Consider the following 15,456-nt stretch of genomic DNA (forward strand, 5'->3'; position numbering starts at 1 on the left):
CGGTGTCCAGCCGCCGGCCCGGTTCCACGTCGCCCGGTAGATGGACCCGTCGGTGCCGGTGGCGAACACGTCGAGGGTGTTGGTGACCGGGTTGTGCAGGACGGCCGGTACGCCGACGAAGGCACCTCCGGGGTTGAGGGTGAACCAGCCGTGCCAGCCCGCCCCTTCGGTGTTGTAGAGGTGGGCCATGACGCCGTCGGCGCGCAGGGCGAAGACCTCGGCGGTCCGGGTGTCCGGGTTGTAGACGGTGGTGGGGGAGCCGCGGAACTTCCAGTCGGCGGTCATGGTCCAGGCCGACCAGCCGGTGGCGCGGCTCCACGTCGCCCGGTAGATGGACCCGTCGGTGCCGGTGGCGAACACGTCGAGGGTGTTGGTGACCGGGTTGTGGACGACGGCCGGGGAACCGGTGAACCGCGCGCCGTCGCCGAGGACGTACCAGCCGGACCAGCCCTCGCCGTTGGTGTTGTAGGCGTGGATCATGGCGCCGTCGCTGCGCAGGGCGAAGGTCTCGGCGGTCCTGGTGTCCGGGTTGTAGACGGTGCTGCGGCCCCCGGAACGGGCGGCGACCACGGCGGACCAGGCGGACACGGCCTGCTGGATCCAGCCCCCGAGGTCGTCGACCCGGGTCTCGTACGCGCCGGTGCGGGTGGTCGGGGCGGCGCCGAGGCAACCGTTCTGCCAGGAGCGGCTGTTGAGGGCGGCGAGTTCGTAGCGGTCGCCGACCTTGCGCAGGGCGGGGCCGCCGGTGTCGCCCTTGCAGACGGCGGCGTCCGCGGGGGCCTTGGCGGCGATGGCGAGACCGGTCGGGTCGCCGGCGCCGACGGTGAAGGCGGCGCTGTGGAGCTTGTCGGGCACCCACTCGGCCTTGGTGCGGCCGTAGCCCGTCACCAGCAGGTCCTCACCGGCGGCGGGGGCGGTGGTGGCCACGACGAGCGGGGTGATGTCGGTGACGGGGGTGGCGAGCCGGGCCAGGACGAGGTCGCGGTCGGTGCGGGGGACGAGCTCGGCGATCTCGCGGACCTGGCCGGTCGTGGTGGTGAGGTCGGTGCGGCCGATGGTGGCGGTGGCCTTGAGGGCCGGCGGGCCGGCGGGGACGGTCGTCGGCTGGGCGGGGTTGTCGGCGAAGCAGGCGGCGGCGGTGACGATCCAGTACGGGTCGACCAGGGCGCCGGTGCAGGCGCGCTGGCCGTTGCCGATGTCCAGCTTGGCGGTGAAGGCGTAGGAGCCGGCGGGCGCGGTGTCGCCGTTCAGGGCGGGGGCGGGTGTTGCGGCGAGCAGGGCGGCGGCGAGGACGGCGGCGCTGACCGTCCCGGCGGTCCGTGCGGAGCGCGGGCGGGGCATGGGGAGGCTTTCCTTCGTCGGTGGTCGGGGAGGAGCGGACCGTGCGTCACGCGGTGGCGGTGATCTCCAGCAGGCTGAAGATGCGCGCCTGCGGCGGGTCCGCGCTCTCACCGACCGGTGTCCAGGCGTTCTTCGTCACGTTGAAGGACTTGGTCTCGGTGTCCGTTCGCATGTCGAAGCGCACGGCGTAGTCGTTGCCCACGGCGGCGTAGACGGAGGGGAGTTCGAGGCTCAGCCGGCCGGTCGGGCCGCTGATCTGGAAGCAGAACCGGCCGTGGCCGACCGGGTCGGTGGTCTTCATGTTCCGGGCGTTCACTTCGAGCAGGCCGGGGCGGCTGTCGCAGGTGGCGAGCAGGATGTGGCCGTCGCCGCTCTTCAGCCGGATGCCGCGCTCCTGGAAGATCTTGTCGGCCTGGGGGTACGCGAAGTCCTCGACGGCCGGTGGCGGGGTGTCGTCCGCGGTGGCGGCCCCGGCAGGCAGGGGAGCGGCGCCGACCGTGGTCAGACCGGTCAGGGCGACGGCACCGACGACGGCACCGGTGGTCAGGACGCGGAACAAGGTCTTCATGCTGGTGTGGCCTCCTCGTATGGAATTCCACGGGCAAGGGAATGGTGCGATCGAGGTAAACGATGCGCCGAGCCAGTGCGGCATCAGGTGCCTCGCCATTGGATCGGGCGCCTATTGGTATCACGGTCGCCGAGTTCCGCAAAAGAGTCTTGTTCGAGCCAATATTGCGGGCCGAGCGGCCTGCGGCGATCCCCGTCGGAATCCGCCCCTCCGGCCGCAAGGCGAACGAGAAATCCATTCTGACCAGCGCTTTCTCCAACCTGACGGCCTCGTTGTACCCGATCTGCGGCCTGGCTCATGAATTCAACATCGAACCCGTTCGTCCATGGTCTGTGTGACAGTTCGATGGGCTGGTTCTGATGCCCAAGAAAAGGCTTTGAATTTCGCTTGAAAAGAGCTCAAGGAATCGAGGATAAATGGTCGACAAATTATCCGGGACCATGCCCCCGCCGACGCTTCGCCGCCGGGCCCGGCTGACCGCGGTGACGGCGCTGTCGCTGGCCATGGCGGTGTTCGGCACGACGGTGGCGGCGGCGGTCCCCGCCGATCCGGGGCCGGCGCCGCTGCCCGCGGGCGCGCGCACCCAGGTGGTCGAGGCGTGGATGGCCGGCGGGTCGGCGGTCAAGGACGCCGCGGCGGCCGCGCTGGTCGGCAGCGACGCCGAGATCAGCGGCTTCCTGGCCACCGGTCTGCAGCGGGCGACCATCGAGGACGAGCGCGCCGCGGTCCTGAAGATGCTCTCCCTCTCCGGCGCCGGTGTGCGGGCCGCGGCGCAACAGGCCCTGAACGGCACGGACGCGCAGCTGCACGAGTTCGTGCTGACCGGCTTCCAGGACCCGCTGCAGGAGGACCGGCGCGTGGCCGTGCTGACCGCCATCAGCACGGGCGGCCGCGCGGTCCAGGAGGCGGCGCAGAAGGTCCTGCGCGACGGTTCCGCCAAGGCGCTGACGGACTTCCTCGGCGCGGGCCTGGTCGAGGCCCGCGAGGAGGACGACCGGGTCGAGGTCCTCAAGGCCCTGGCGGGCGGCGGCCCCGAGGTGCAGAAGCTCGCGCAGCGGGCCCTGAGCGGGACGGCCGACGACATCGCGGACTTCCTGGAGAGCGGGCTGGAGCTGGCCCGCGCCCGTGACCAGGAGACCCTGACGATCAGTCAGCTCGTCGATGCCGCCACGGAGGCCGGTAAGCGGGCCAAGGCCGAGACCGATGCGGCCAAGGCGGCGGGCGAGCGCGCGCAGGAGGCCTCCCGACTGGCCAAGGAGGCCGCGCAGAAGGCCGCAAAGGAAGCCGAGGAGGCCAAGAACGACCTGGTGAAGGCGGGGCGGGCCGCGAACCGCGCGGCCGAGGCGGCGGAGGGCGCGGCCAACGCCGCGCGGACCGCGATCCAGGCCTCCAACACGGCGGTGGCCGCGGCCCGGACGGCGGCGAACGCGGCCCGCGGCGCGGCCAGTGCCGCGGCGGCCGCGAGTCAGGCCGCCACGCGCGCCTACCAGGCCGCCTCGGCGGCCCGCCAGGACGCCGGCCAGGCCCAGGCGGCCCGCAACGCGGCGCAGGCCGCCCGGGATGCGGCGGCCGGCGCCCGCAGTGCCGCGGACGCCGCCGCGAGCGCGGCCGTCTCGGGCGCGCAGGCCGGGCTCTCCGCGAGCTCCGCGGCCAGCGCTGCGCGCAACGCGGCGGATGCCGCGGACGCGGCGAGTTCGGCGGGGGTGTCCGCCGGCCAGGCCACCGCGCAGTCCCGGCGGGCGTCGGAGGCGGCGGCTGTCGCCCGCAGCGCGTCCGCCGCCGCCGACGCGGCCTCGAAGCGGGCCAACGCGCTGGCCTCCCGGGCGGCTTCGGCCGCGAAGGACGCCCAGGCGGCCGCCAACGGAGCCGCCACCCACGCGGAGAACGCCGCGAAGGCGGCGGACGAGGCCGCCAACCAGGCGGGCAACGCCCAGGACTGGGCGAACAAGGCCACCGAGCACGCCAACGCGGCGGTGGCCGCCGCGAAGGTGGCGAGCGACGCCGTGGCGGTGGCCCAGAACGTGGAGAAGCTCGCCCGGGAGAGCGAGCAGGAGCAGATCGACGCCGACGCCAAGGTGGGTGTCGAGGAGGCCACGACACTCCGCAAGGCCGCGGCGGCGGAGGAGCGGGCGCGGGAGACCGCCACGACCCGGGCGGCAGCCGTCGACGAGGCAACCCGACAGCTGGTCGCCAAGGCCGCCGACCCGGCGGTCGACACCGCGGCGGCGGCCGCCGCCGGCCGCCGGGCCGCCGTCAACCTGCTGTCCAGTAGCGGCGCGTGGACCAGCCGGGCCGCCCAGAGCGCGCTCTCCGGTACCGACCGGGAGGTGGTCGACTGGGCCGGGTCGCAGTACCCGAAGGCCCTGCGGCAGGACGACCGGGAGATGACCCTGGTGTTCTCCGCCCTCGGCGGCCCCGGCCTCGCGGAGGCGGCGCAGCAGGCGCTGGCCGCCGACAGCCCGGACCGGATCCAGGCCTTCCTCACCCAGGGCGTCCACGACGTCCAGGCCGAGGACAACCGGGTCCGGGTCCTCAAGCTGATGTACAACGCGGGCAAGGCGGTCACCGCCGCCGCGAACGCCGCCCTGAACGACCGCTCCGCGAAGGCCCTGACCGAGTTCCTGGCCACCGGCTACTGGGAGGCCAAGGCCGAGGACGACCGGGTGTCCGTCCTCACCATCATGGGCCAGGGCGGCCCCACCGTGGCGGCCCTCGGACAGGTCGTGATGTCCGGCCCGGGCTCGATGCAGAGCGACTTCGTCGACTGGGGCCAGTACCGGGCGGCCCAGAAGGACCAGGACACCGCCGCCCACGTGGGGGCGGTCCGGGCGCTGATCGCGAGCGCCGCCCAGATCGCGGCGCAGGCGAACCAGAACGCGGCCGAGGCGTCCGTGGTCGCGGCCCAGGCCCGTTCGGCGGCCCAGGAGGCGGGCCAGTGGGCCGACCGGGCCCGCGCGTCGGCCGACCAGGCCAAGGGCTACGCGGACGAGGCGCGGAACAAGGCCGCGGAGGCCACGGCCTCGGCCACCGCCGCGGCGTCCTCCGCCCAGCAGGCGAAGACCGCCTCGGCCACGGCGAGGCTGGCGAGCCGACAGGCCAACTACTCCGCGAACCAGGCCGCGGCGTCGGCCCACAGCGCGGTGGCGTCGGCCGCCGGTGCCGCCGCGTCGGCCGGTGAGGCCAGGGCCTCGGCGCTGGCCGCCGGCAAGAGCTCGGAGGAGGCCGGCCGGGCCGCGACCGAGGCCGGGGACATCGCGGCCCGCAAGCGCGAGCAGGAGCAGGCGGCGGAGGCGGCCAGGGTGGCGGAGCAGGCCCGTCAGGACGCCGCGAACCACGTCATCCGCTTCGACAACGTGGCCTACGACACCGCCCGGCCGCTGCCGGACCTCGATTCCGTCATCGACCCCCAGGCCCGGGCCCGCAGGTACGCCACGCTGAGCGGCGACCTGAGCACCTGGCTGGGGGGCGTGTCGGTGGCGGCCCTGGTCGCCCCGGGGGTGGGGCCTGCCGGCGTGATCGCCTCCGAGACCCTCGGCGTCGCGTCGCTGGTCGCCGGCGGGTTGAGCACCGTGCTGTCCGGAATCGGGTACGGCTGGACCAGCTCGGAGTTCCAGTCCTCCGTCGGCATGTTCGGGTTCAACCTCCTCTGCTTCGGGCAGGGAAGCGCGGTCAAGAAGTTCAAGAGCATCGGGCCGGACCTCTGGGACAAGGGAGCCCAGGCCGTCATCGGTGGCGGATCGGCCGCCGTCAACTTCATCACCTCGAAGCCCTGGAAGCGGATCCCTCACTTCTGGTGACGAACGCCCGTGCGGCGGTGGCCCCGGCCACCGCCGCACGCGGCCGCGCGCCCCGGCGCCGCCCTACCGGCCGCGTAGCAGCGCCCCCGGCACCGCCGACAGGTCCTCCTCGGCGATCTCCGGATGCGCCAGCAGCACCTCGCGGGCCGCCGCCAGCACCGGGCCGCCGCCCGCCAGGGCGAGGTCCTTGGCGGCCAGGCGGACCGGGAAGTCCGACCCCGTGCCGAACGCCCGGGCCGCCACCCCCGCGAGCGGCCCGGCCGACAGCACCTCCCGCGCCTGCTCCTGCGGAACGCCCAACTCATCGGCCACCGCCAGGACTTCGCCCAGGACGGTGACGGAGGCGACGATCGCGCCGATCACCACCACCTTCAGCGCCGCGCCCGAGCCCGGGCCGCCGCAGCGCCGTACCCGGCCCAGGTGCTCCAGGACCGGCTGGGCGCGGTCCAGGTCGGCGTCCTCGCCGCCCGCGAAGACCGTCAGGTCGCCGGTGGCCGCAGGGCCCGTGCTGCCCATCACCGGGGCGTCCACCAGGGCGACGCCGTCCGGCAGTCCGGCGTGCAGGGCGGCGGTGGCGCGCGGGCCGATCGAGGACATGTCGATCCACAGGGTGCCCGGGGCGAGGTCGGCGGTGAACCGTCCGGCCAGCTCGGTGACGGCCTCCGGGTCGGACAGCATGGTGACGACGACGTCCGCGCCGCGCACGGCCTCCGCCGGGGTGGCGGCCTCGGTGGCCCTGACGGCCCCGGCGGCCGCCCCGGTGAGGTCCCCGGCGCGGCCGGGGGAGCGGTTCCAGACGGTCAACGGGTAGCCGGCGTCGGCGAGTCGGCGGGCCATCGGCAGGCCCATCCGGCCCAGTCCCAGAAAAGCGATCTTCTCCATGGCCGCCACGCTAGGCAGCCACGAGCCAGGCGACAAGCGAATGTCCCGCATGGTAGTCATGCGGAATGGACATGGCTTGGCTGGACGTCTTCCGCACCGTCGCCCACCTGGGCTCCTTCACCGCCGCCGGCGAGCGGCTGGGCTTCACCCAGTCCGCGATCTCCCGCCAGATCGCCACCCTGGAAGCCGAGTTGGGCACACCACTGTTCGACCGGCTGGCACGCGGGGTGCGGCTCACCGAGCACGGCCGGGCGCTGCTGCCGCACGCCGAGGCGATGCTGGAACGGCTCGACACCACCCGGCGCGACCTGGTCGCCCTCACCGAACTCACCGCCGGACGCCTGCGGGTCGGCGCCTTCGACAGCGCCAACGCCGCCCTCGTCCCCGGCGCCCTCGCCGCCTTCCGCGCCGCGCACCCGGACGTGGCGATCAGCCTCACCGAAGGGCTGGCGGCGCACCTGCTGGACCTGCTCGCCGAGGGCGCGATCGACCTCGCCCTGGTCGCCTCGTACACCGAACCCGCCGACACCGGCGACCGGTTCGACTTCCGGCCGCTCACGGACGACCCGGTGCTCGTCGCCCTCCCGCGCGGCCACCGCCTCGCCAGACGCCGCCGCCTGCGCCTGGCCGAACTCGCCGACGAACCCTGGATCGCCGCCCGCCGCCACGCCGAATCCACCCTCCTCGCCGCCTGCGTCCGCAGCGGCTTCCAGCCCCGCATCGAGTACACCGTCGCCGCCTGGACCGCCAAACTCGGCCTGGTGGCCGCCGGATTGGGCATCACCCTGATCCCCTCCCTCGCCGCCCGCGTCACCCGCCCCGGCATCGCCCTCATCCCCCTGCACCCCGACGACACCCCGGTCCGGCAGGTCTACACGGTCACGCGGCGCGGCCGGCGGGTGCCCCCGGCAGCCGAGGCCTTCGCGGCCCTCCTGCGCGAGGGCGTCGGCTAGCGGCACAGGGCGGGGAGAGCCGGCCCGGCAACGGCCTGGGCGCGAACAGCGACGTTGCTGCCGGAGCACGGCGGTGCCGGCCGACCGCCACCGTGCCGGCGTGCTGATCGCGTCACCGGTGCTGTGGCCGCGGGACGCCACGACCTGATCCGACGCCCAAGAGGGGCCGGGCCCGCTACTTGACCAGGTGGAAGTCCGGATGCCGAAGCCAGGCGGCCAGGAACTCCACGTCACCGACATGCCGGAACCAGCGGCCGGCGCCGCCCGTGTCGTAGGAGACCTCTGCCACCTTCCCCGGTAGGGACGCCACCAGTGCCCTCGCCCCGGTGAGGTCCGTGTCGCCGCGCGTCTCACCACGCGGAGTGCGATAGCCGAGGACCCCGTCGAAGTCGACCAGCGCGCCGAAACGGCGGGCCAGGGCGAGGGCGAGGTGGCCGAGGAGCAGATGGTTCTCCTGCCCCGAGCAGTCGGCGCACAGGACCAGCCCCTGCACCGGGGGCGTCAGGAAGGCCGAGTAGTCCTCGTCGTCCGCCGGCAGGTACTCGTCCTCCGACAGGAGGAAGCCGCCGACGCCGACCGGATCAAAGTCCCGCAGCCCCAAGGGCGAAGCCTCCCGTACCCGGAAGGCCAGATCGCCACCGGCCTGGGTCCTGACCGGCTCGCAGAAGGTCTCCAACCACGGGACCACTCCGGCCAGGACGTCCCCGAAGGAGCAAGGTTCGAAGAGCCACAGCCCGACTGCCGGTCCCGACACGATGCCTCCAGACGCGCGTGGTCCGGTGCCACGGGCAGCCCCGGTTCTACCAGGTCCTGGAGGCACACGCGTGATCGTTGACGCGACACGTCCTGACGTCCTAACGGCGCGCGGCGAGGACGGCGGTCAGGGCGCTGACCGCCGGGCCGCCGAGGAGCAGCACGGCCAGGTGGCGGGGCCGGGACCGCAGGGTCAGGCGGAAGCCGCCCACGCGGAACTCCAGGAACGGGCGAGGGGGACGGGAACGCTGCTGTCGGGGCATGGGGATCTCCGTGGACGGGACGACTCTCGGTACAGCGCCCATCACAATGGTCTGCACGGTGGTTGCGTCAGGTCGCAACCGGGACTTGCGGTGGGAGAGCGCAACTTGCCGACGGTGCAACATGGAGACGGACACGGGGTGCCCGTGCGGAGGGGGCTGGCCCCGCTCGACGAACGGCTGTCGCAGCCGCAGCGGCGCTGTGCGGAGTGCCTGCGCGAGCTGAGGGAGCGGACCGGCCTCACCTCGGAGGAACTGGCCGAACGGCTGGGTGTCGACAGGACCCGGCTGTCGAAGTTCCTCAACGGCCGGGAGGTGCCCCGCCTGGAGATCGCCACTCGGCTGCACCGCCTGGCGGCCGAGTGCGCGGGTACGGAGGTCTCGCAGGCCGAGGCGGCGGAGATCCGGGCGCTGATGTACGCGGCGGTGCGCGTGCGCAATCCGCTGCAGGCCCGTGAGTTCGAACTCGCCGCCGCCCGCGAGGAGCTTGACCACCACCGAGCCGAGGCGATCCAGGAGCTGGCCGACCTCCAGCAGGAACTCCACGACGAGCGTAAACGGCGCCAGGACGCGGAGGACGCGCTGGAGGAACTGACCTTCGGTAGTCGCGAGGAGATCCGTGTACTGACCGATGAACGGGATGCCGCACTCGATCGCATCGTGCAGTTGGAGGACCGGATCCGGCAGGCGGGGGCCATGCTCAGGCTGCGTGAGAGGGACGCCGAGACCCTCGACCAGATCACCCGCGCCACGGATGCCGAACTGGCCCTGTGGGAGAGTAGCGGCACGGGGGATCTGGCGGGCATCTGCGCCACGGTCGTTTACCTGCGTGATGCTGACGAAGACGACGCCGCCGACCGCCTCATCGAGCAAATCGTTCTCGGCTATCCCGTTCGGCACGTCGTTAGCCTTGCCCATGAGCTCAACTCCATGTCTCGCTTCCGTGAGAGTGTCATGGTTGAACATGGACTTGTCCGTCTGCGGAGGCCTATTGACCTCTTCCGCTGGCTCTCTGGAGAGGACAGGAAGAGCGAAGCACGTTCGAACCTCATCACAACACTGGCCAATGTTGCGCCTGTTGGGAATCTCGTCCGGTTCCATAAGGCGTGTGTGGATCACGGCAATACGGACCTGGATTTCGATCTGCAAAAGGCCATGGTGGAGAGGTCGCGAGAGCTTCTGACGAGCAAGGATGACTACTGGACGGAGCATCTCCAGAACCAGCTGGAGGCCATGCGGGCGGCGCTGGCTGAACGCCGCCCGTAGCCGCTTTCGCTCAGCAGACGGTGTCCGAGGCCGGCAGCGCCCCCGTCGACAGGTAGGTGTCCACCGCCGCGTTCGCGCACGGGCTGTAGCCGTTGAGGGTGAGGGTGTGGACACGGCCCGGGACGGTGACCAGGCGGGAGCCGGACAGGCGGGCGTGGAGGGCGAGGGCGCCCTGGTAGGGGGCGTGGGTGTCGCCGGTGGCGTGGAGCTGGAGGGCGGGGACGGCGTTGCGGACCTCGACCGGCGGCTCCAGCGGGGCGCCGCGCCAGGAGGCGCACGGGACCGGGCCGTTGTAGACCGGGCCGAAGACCGGCTCGGTGGCGCGGGAGCGTTCGACGGCGTCGCGGTACCACGCGGCCGAGCGGGGCATCGCCACGTCGTCGCACACGATGGCGACCGTGGACGACAGGCCGGCGCCGGCCTCCGGGCCCGGGGCGAGGAGCATGGTCAGCAGCTGGTGCAGGGCCGGGCCCGCCTGTACCGGCCGGCCGTCGGCGGCGTCCAGCAACTGGCGCAGCGCGTCCGCGTATTCGGCGCTGTCGCGGTCGTCGCTCTGGAAGACCGCGAGCAGGACCGGCAGCAGGGCGCCGTCGAGCCGGTGGCCGTCGACGGCGATCGGCGCCGCCTCGGCCCGCCGGACCAGACCCTCGACGGTGGACCGCACCGCCGCCGGGGTGGCGCCCAGGTGGTGGGCGGCGTCGCGCGGCGCGGCCCAGGCGGCGAAGTCGTCCAGGGCGCGCTCGTTGGCGCCGCCCATGTCCTGGAACGCCCCGACGCCGTACCGGGCCGGGTCGAGGGCGCTGTCCAGCACCAGCCGGTCGACGCGCCGGGGGAACAGCTGCGCGTACACCGCGCCCAGCATCGCGCCGTAGGACTGCCCGAAGAAGGAGGTCCGCTGCTCGCCCAGCGCGGCGCGCAGCACGTCGACGTCCCGGGCGGTGTTGCGGGTGGTCAGGTGGGGCAGCAGGTCCGGGTACTTGCTCCAGCAGGCGTCCGCGTCGGCCTTGGCCAGGCGCCAGGCCTGCTCGAAGCCGGCCTGGCCGGTGCCGGTCGAGCGCAGCCAGGTGCCGCGGGTGAGGCCGCAGTCCGGGCCGCCGGCGCCGACCCCGCGCGGATCCATGCCGACGAGGTCGTAGGCCGCCGCCGTCCCGGGCGCCAGCTGCTCCCGCAGCGCGGCCGGCATGTCCAGCCCGCGCTCGCCGGGCCCGCCGGGGTTGGTCTGGAGTATCCCGCGCCGTTTGGCGGGGTCGGCGGAGCGGATCCGGGAGACGGCCAGGGAGAGGGTGCGGCCCCGCGGCTCGCGGTAGTCCAGCGGGACGGCCAGGGCCGCGCACTCGGCGCCGGCGGCGGCCAACTGCGGTTCCTGGCAGGGGGACCAGGCGAGCTGCTGGCGGTGGAAGCGCTCCAGCGGGTCGGCGGCGGGGGAGGCCGAGGACGTGGGGGAGGCGGGGGCGGCCGCGCCGAGTACGGCGGCCGCGGACAGGGCGAGGGCGGCGGCGAGCGCCGGTGCGGTCTTCATATGGGCCACCCTAGAAGGGAGTTGACCATCGCAGAGCCCCGGGTCCCGGAACTGCCTTGACCTCAAGGCGGCTTGAAGTCCTACGGTCGGTCGTGTCCTGACGACCAGGTGAAGGAGCACCGGACATGACGATCAAGACCTACGAACCACAGACCATCGCCGCCCAGCCCATCGGGGCGTGGACCGGCGAGCTCTTCCGCCGCCTGGTGGTGGACGGCCTGCGCGTGCAGCTCGCGGTGGAAGGCCTCACCCAGCCGCACTGGTGGACGCTCAACCACGCCGCCGGCCGGCCCGGCGGGTGGACCCGCACGACCCTGGCCGAGCGGCTCGCCCCGTACGACGACCAGGGCACCGTCTTCGACGCCGTCTTCGACGACCTGATCGCCCGCGGCTGGCTGACCGAGGACGCCGACGGGGCGTTCACCCTGACCGAGGAGGGCGAGGCCGGCCGCCTGCGCGCCCGCGAGCGCAACCTGGCGGTCAGCGAACGCGCCCACGAGGGCATCGGCACCGAGGAGTTCGTGACCACGGTCAACGTGCTGCGCCGGATGGTGGCGAACCTGGGCGGCAACGGGAACCTCCCCGACTGACGGCGCCCGGGCGGCACGGGGGAGGCCGAGGATGCGGGGAGGCGGGTCGGCGGGAGGAAATTGACCCATGGAAACGGTCGCTGATTGCCACCTGATCGTGGGTCTTTCCGGCCGTAGGTTGGTCACATGACGACGACGAGGAACACCGCCCCCGCCACCACTGCCGCCCCCGTGCTGACCCGCTGCGCCGAGGCCGAGATCTGCGCCGACCCGAGCTCCACCATGACGCTGCTCGCCGACTCGGCCCCGGGCGAGGGCGGCTTCACCGTCTACCGCTCCACCTTCGCCGCCGGCGCCCCCGGGGCGCCCGCGCACTTCCACACCCGGGCCTGGGAGCTGTTCTTCGTGATCGGCGGCTCGCTGCGGGTGCTGGTCGGCGAGGAGGTCACCGTGCTGGGCGCGGGCGACTTCCTGGCCGTGCCCCCGCACACTCCGCACGCCTTCGCCGCCGCCCCGGGCTCCGAGGCCGACGTGCTGTGCGTGTTCGCGCCCGGCATGGACCGCTTCGACTACCTGCGGCTGCTGGGCAGCGTCATGCGCGGCGAGACCGCGCCGGGGGCGATCGCGGCCTCCTCCGAGCGCTTCGACAACCACTACGTCGACAGCCCCGCCTGGCGCGCGGCCCTGGCGGGCGACGGCGCCTGAGACCCGCGGGGCCGCTCGACGGGCCAGGGTCCTCGACGGGCCGGGGCGCTCGACGGGCCGGGGCCGCCCGGGTGTGGAACGGTGGAAGACCGGAAGTCCCGGCTGCGAGAGGAGTGGCCATGTCGTCGAAGCGCCGCCGCAAGAAGAAGGCCAGGGCCAAGCACGGGGCCAACCACGGCCGCCGCCCCCAGTGCTGAAACGCGGCTGAACGGGTGAGCCGGTGAGCCGGTGAGGGTGCCCGGACGGGCCCGGAGAGGCCGTCCGGGCGCCCCGGCCCCACCGGGCACCCCCCGCTCAGAGCCGCCCGCGCCCCGCGAAGCCGCCGCGCGCCACCTTGTGGTACTGGCAGTGGTCGACCCAGCCCGCGCCGAAGGCCAGCTCCAGGACCACGCCCCGCCCGTCCGCACGGGCCTCGTCCAGCAGCCGTGCCGCGTCCGCGTCCGGCGGGGTCTGCTCCAGCACGAAGAGCCGGTCGGGGTACGGGCCCGCCGGGATCGGGTCCCGGGGCGGGATGCCGGGCCGGTCCCAGGTCAGCTTCGCACCGGGGCTGGACAGGCAAGGGGGGTCCATCCGCCAGCCGTTGGCGTCGACGCCGCCGTCGCGGTACCAGCGCAGCGCGTGCTCCAGGCTCCCGTGCGGGTCCGGCCCCTGCCCGTTGGCCTGCCACTCGGCCACGTTCGCCGCCTCGATCCGCCGCAGGACGTCGAGGACATCCTCCCGGACGACGAAGTAGGCGCGGGCGTGGATCCGGCAGACCAGCAGGGTGTCCCGGGGGTGGTCCAGGCCGTAGGTGGACGGGCGGGTGGACTGGTCCAGCACCTGGGTCAGCAGGTGCTCGACCCCCTCCACCGCCCCCAGCGCCTCGACCAGCGCCCGGATCCGCTCCCGCTCCGCCGCCCGGGCCGCCCGCGCCGTCGGTGAACCGATCAGCCTGAGCTTGCGCCGCTCGGTCGGCCAGTGGTGCGCCCGCAGCGACTGCATGCCGTTGAGGAGCGGGTTCACCAGCATGACGACGAGGTACACGAGGCTCGTCGCCACGTCCTTCAGCAGCTTCTTCACCGGCAGGGATCCTCTCGGGTCGCGCGCGTCCGCGCCCACACCCTGGCCCGCCCGCGCCGCGGCCCGCAATCCGCCCCCGTACTCAACTCCCCAGCGTGCCCGAGCCGTTGCCGAGCGCGAGCGCGAGCGCGAGCACGAGCACGAGCACGAGCACGAGCACGAGCGCGAACGCACGCCGTCCGCCGCCGCCCGGACCGCGTGCGGACGGCGGCGGGACGCTGCCGCTACTTGGTGCAGGTCACGTCGGCCTCCGGCAGGCGCCCGCCCGCCAGGTAGGCGTTGACCGTGTCGTCCACGCACGCGTTGCCGTACGTCCCGTACAGCCCGTGCTGGTCGGCGCCCCGCAGGGTCAGCAGCCGGGAGCTGGGCAGCAGCCCGTGCAGGGCGACGCCGTCCCGGTAGGGGGCGCGCGGGTCGCCGGTGGCGGAGAGGATCAGCGCCTGGGCGTCGCGGCGCACCTCGGTGGGCGCCTCGCGCGGGGCGTCCAGGAAGGCGCACGGGGAGATGTTGTCGAGCAGCGGGCCGGACAGCGGGTACCGGGCGCGGTCGCGCTCGATCCGGCGCCAGTACTCCTCGGGATCGCGCGGCGCCGTACCGTCCGCGCACAGGATGGCCTGGGAGACGCTGCCGGCCTGCGAGCCCTGCGGGGTGAACAGGAAGCGCAGCAGGGCGGTGGTCTCGGCCGAGGGGGTGACCGGCCGGCCCGCCGCGGCCTCGGCGAGCACCGCCATCAGCTCGGCGAGGCCCGCCCGTTCAGGGTCGGAGTCGCCCTGGAGGTTCCCGAACACCAGCAGCGGCACCCGGGTGTCGTCGAGTTCGAAGGCGTCCGCGCCGGTGCCGAGGACGAGCGGGCGCGCCGAGGCCGCCCCGACCGTCCGCAGCACCCCGGCGACCACCTCCTCGCGGGTGCGGCCCAGCCCGTAGGTGTCGTTGCGCCGCGCCGCCCAGTCCGCCCAGTCGGCGAACGCCCGCTCGTTCGCCCGCACCATGTTGGGGAGCAGCTCCGGCCCGACGTGGTCCGGGGCCAGCGCGCCGTCCAGGACCACCCGGTCGAAGCGGCCGGGGAACATCTGGGAGTACACCGTGCCCAGGTAGGTGCCGTACGAGAGGCCGAGGTAGGAGATCCGCCGCTCGCCGAGCGCGCCCCGCACCACGTCCATGTCCCGGGCCGCGTCGCGGGTGCTCGCGTGCGGCAGCAGGTCCCCGGCCGCCGAACGGCACCGGGCCGCGAGGTCCCGCTGGAAGGTGACCTGGCGCTCGAAGGAGGCCCGGGTGGTCCCGGCGGAGGTGATGTTGTAGCCGATCGGCCAGTCGCAGTCGAGGGGGGCGCTGCGGCCGGCGAAACGCTGGTCCAGCCCGACGATGTCGAAGCGGGCGGCGGTGTCCTTCAACGCGGCGTGCACCCTCGTCGGTGCGCCGAGCGTCGGACTGCCGGGGCCGCCGTCGTTCAGCAGCAGCGTGCCGATCCGGTGGCGGGTGTCGGTGGCCTTGATCCGGGAGAGCGCGAGGGTGACGGTGCGTCCGCCGGGGTCGCCGTAGTCGAGCGGCACGGTGACCTCCGCGCAGCGGGCGCCGGCCTTCTCCAGGTCGGCGCCCACCTGGTCGTCCGGGCCCTGGACGCAGCTGTGCCAGTCGGGGCGCTGCTGGTAGTAGCGGTCGAGCGCCTGGGCGGTGGCGGCCTGGGCGGGGACGGTCGCGGCGGCCGTGGTCAGGGCGGCGGCGAGGGCGAGGCCGGCCGCGAGGGTGCGGCGGCGGGCGCGCGGCCCGGCGGGGCGTGGTTCGGTGCGGTGTGGCTCGGCGGTGCGGGGGCGTGGTTCGCTCAT

The 15,456-nt window shown here is 74.0% G+C and carries 13 protein-coding genes; 5 read left to right on the top strand and 8 right to left on the bottom strand.

What is annotated here, in order from left to right; translation table 11 throughout:
- Both ACFVXH_RS07120 and ACFVXH_RS07125 read right to left on the bottom strand, forming a co-directional pair.
- On the bottom strand, positions 1–1,341 hold a 1,341-nt coding region (locus ACFVXH_RS07120), incomplete at its 3' end, for a trypsin-like serine protease (protein ID WP_387821015.1).
- Positions 1,342–1,387: 46 nt separating this feature from the next.
- Complete coding sequence (locus ACFVXH_RS07125; RefSeq protein WP_375874328.1) at positions 1,388–1,909, bottom strand: hypothetical protein; 522 nt, start codon at positions 1,907–1,909, stop codon at positions 1,388–1,390.
- Positions 1,910–2,325: 416 nt separating this feature from the next.
- Here ACFVXH_RS07125 and ACFVXH_RS07130 point away from each other — a divergent pair, with 416 nt between their 5' ends.
- Positions 2,326–5,706, top strand: a complete 3,381-nt coding sequence (locus ACFVXH_RS07130; protein ID WP_387821019.1) for an ALF repeat-containing protein — start codon at positions 2,326–2,328, stop codon at positions 5,704–5,706.
- A 63-nt stretch (positions 5,707–5,769) separates the two neighbouring features.
- On the opposite strand, the gene ACFVXH_RS07135 is transcribed toward ACFVXH_RS07130, so the two are convergent.
- Positions 5,770–6,588 carry an NAD(P)-dependent oxidoreductase gene (locus ACFVXH_RS07135; protein ID WP_387821022.1) on the bottom strand — a complete coding sequence of 273 codons (819 nt, stop codon included), beginning with the start codon at positions 6,586–6,588 and terminating at the stop codon, positions 5,770–5,772.
- A 65-nt stretch (positions 6,589–6,653) separates the two neighbouring features.
- On the opposite strand from ACFVXH_RS07135, the gene ACFVXH_RS07140 reads away from it, so the two are divergent.
- Positions 6,654–7,541: a LysR family transcriptional regulator gene (locus ACFVXH_RS07140; RefSeq protein ID WP_387821025.1), complete on the top strand. Its 888-nt coding sequence runs from the start codon at positions 6,654–6,656 to the stop codon at positions 7,539–7,541.
- Positions 7,542–7,716: 175 nt separating this feature from the next.
- Here the strand turns inward: ACFVXH_RS07140 and ACFVXH_RS07145 are convergent, their stop codons facing one another.
- Positions 7,717–8,361: a DUF6368 family protein gene (locus ACFVXH_RS07145; protein WP_387821028.1), complete on the bottom strand. Its 645-nt coding sequence runs from the start codon at positions 8,359–8,361 to the stop codon at positions 7,717–7,719.
- A gap of 34 nt (positions 8,362–8,395) precedes the next feature.
- Entirely contained in the window at positions 8,396–8,557 is a 162-nt protein-coding gene (locus ACFVXH_RS07150; RefSeq protein WP_387821032.1) for a hypothetical protein, read from the bottom strand.
- 90 nt (positions 8,558–8,647) lie between these two features.
- On the opposite strand from ACFVXH_RS07150, the gene ACFVXH_RS07155 reads away from it, so the two are divergent.
- Positions 8,648–9,820 carry a helix-turn-helix domain-containing protein gene (locus ACFVXH_RS07155; protein ID WP_387821035.1) on the top strand — a complete coding sequence of 391 codons (1,173 nt, stop codon included), beginning with the start codon at positions 8,648–8,650 and terminating at the stop codon, positions 9,818–9,820.
- A gap of 10 nt (positions 9,821–9,830) precedes the next feature.
- Here the strand turns inward: ACFVXH_RS07155 and ACFVXH_RS07160 are convergent, their stop codons facing one another.
- Entirely contained in the window at positions 9,831–11,339 is a 1,509-nt protein-coding gene (locus ACFVXH_RS07160; RefSeq protein WP_387821038.1) for an alpha/beta hydrolase, read from the bottom strand.
- 125 nt (positions 11,340–11,464) lie between these two features.
- Here ACFVXH_RS07160 and ACFVXH_RS07165 point away from each other — a divergent pair, with 125 nt between their 5' ends.
- A complete protein-coding gene (locus ACFVXH_RS07165) occupies positions 11,465–11,929 on the top strand; it encodes a MarR family winged helix-turn-helix transcriptional regulator (protein WP_387821041.1) in 465 nt (154 codons plus the stop codon).
- Positions 11,930–12,055: 126 nt separating this feature from the next.
- Positions 12,056–12,574 (top strand): cupin domain-containing protein, encoded by a 519-nt coding sequence (locus ACFVXH_RS07170; protein ID WP_387821044.1) that lies wholly within the window; start codon positions 12,056–12,058, stop codon positions 12,572–12,574.
- A gap of 294 nt (positions 12,575–12,868) precedes the next feature.
- Here the strand turns inward: ACFVXH_RS07170 and ACFVXH_RS07175 are convergent, their stop codons facing one another.
- Together ACFVXH_RS07175 and ACFVXH_RS07180 are read right to left on the bottom strand one after the other, a co-directional pair.
- Positions 12,869–13,633, bottom strand: a complete 765-nt coding sequence (locus tag ACFVXH_RS07175; RefSeq protein WP_387821047.1) for a hypothetical protein — start codon at positions 13,631–13,633, stop codon at positions 12,869–12,871.
- Positions 13,634–13,857: 224 nt separating this feature from the next.
- Entirely contained in the window at positions 13,858–15,456 is a 1,599-nt protein-coding gene (locus ACFVXH_RS07180) for an alpha/beta fold hydrolase (protein ID WP_387821050.1), read from the bottom strand.

It is taken from the genome of Kitasatospora sp. NPDC058184 (assembly GCF_042883725.1).
Classification (GTDB): domain Bacteria; phylum Actinomycetota; class Actinomycetes; order Streptomycetales; family Streptomycetaceae; genus Kitasatospora.